Consider the following 1,297-nt stretch of genomic DNA (forward strand, 5'->3'; position numbering starts at 1 on the left):
GTCTAAGAGACACGCCGGGAGGGGGGCCTCAGTCGGCGAGCCGGTACTCCTCCAGCAGCCGGCGTCCCACGATCATCTTCTGGATCTCCGCCGTACCTTCACCGATCAGCAGCATCGGGGCCTCCCGGTACAGCCGCTCGATCTCGTACTCCTTGGAGAAGCCGTAGCCGCCGTGGATCCGGAAGGAGTCCTCGACGACCTCCTTGCAGTACTCGGAGGCAAGGTACTTGGCCATCCCGGCCTCCAGGTCGTTGCGCTGCCCGCTGTCCTTCTTGCGGGCGGCCATCACCATCATCTGGTGCGCGGCCTCGACCTTGGTGGCCATCTCGGCGAGCTTGAACTGGATCGCCTGGTGCTCGGCGATCTTCTTGCCGAAGGTGGTGCGCTGCTGGGCGTAGGCGATGCCCAGCTCGAACGCCCGGCGGGCCACCCCGCAGCCGCGCGCGGCCACGTTGACCCGGCCGACCTCGACGCCGTCCATCATCTGGTAGAAGCCCCGGCCGGGGACGCCGCCGAGGACCCGGTCGGCCGGGACGCGGACGTCCTGCAGCACCAACTCGGTGGTGTCGACGCCCTTGTAGCCCATCTTCTCGATCTTGCCGGGCACGGTCAGGCCGGGCACCGTCGGGTTCGGCCCGAAGCCCGGGGTCTTCTCGACCAGGAAGGTGGTCATGTTCTTGTACGGGGTGCTGCCGCCCTCGTCGGTCCTGCACAGCACCGCGACGACGCTGGAGGTGCCGCCGTTGGTCAGCCACATCTTCTGGCCGTTCAGGACGTAGGAGTCGCCGTCCCGGACGCCCTTGGTGGAGATCGCCGACACGTCGGAGCCGAGGCCCGGCTCGGACATCGAGAAGGCGCCGCGCAGCTCGCCGGCCGCCATCCTCGGCAGGAAGTGGTCCTTCTGCTCCTGGGTGCCGTGCGCGGCGATCATGTGCGCCACGATGAAGTGGGTGTTGACGATGCCGGAGACCGACATCCAGCCGCGGGCGATCTCCTCCACCACCAGGGCGTAGGTGAGCAGCGACTCGCCGAGGCCGCCGTACTCCTCGGGGATGGTCAGCCCGAACAGGCCGAGCTGCTTCATGCCCTCGACGATGGCGGTCGGGTACTCGTCCCGGTGCTCGAGCTCGGTGGCGACCGGGATGATCTCCTTGTCGACGAACTCCCGCACGGTGGCGAGGATGTCCCGCTGGATCTCGGTGAGGCCGTCGGTCTGTGCGAGGCGTCCCATCGTGCGGCTCCGTGAATGCTCGTGAAGATGAGGGTGGGGTTGGGGGGCTCCGCGGCGCGTGGCTGC

Annotated in this window: 1 protein-coding gene; it reads right to left on the reverse strand. The window is 68.3% G+C overall.

Annotated features, from left to right (window positions below):
* Positions 1–28: 28 nt before the first annotated feature.
* A complete protein-coding gene (locus ACFUEL_RS39755; protein WP_380243109.1) occupies positions 29–1,231 on the reverse strand; it encodes an acyl-CoA dehydrogenase family protein in 1,203 nt (400 codons plus the stop codon).
* Positions 1,232–1,297 lie beyond the last annotated feature (66 nt).

Source organism: Kitasatospora sp. NPDC057198 (assembly GCF_042670125.1).
Lineage (GTDB): Bacteria > Actinomycetota > Actinomycetes > Streptomycetales > Streptomycetaceae > Kitasatospora.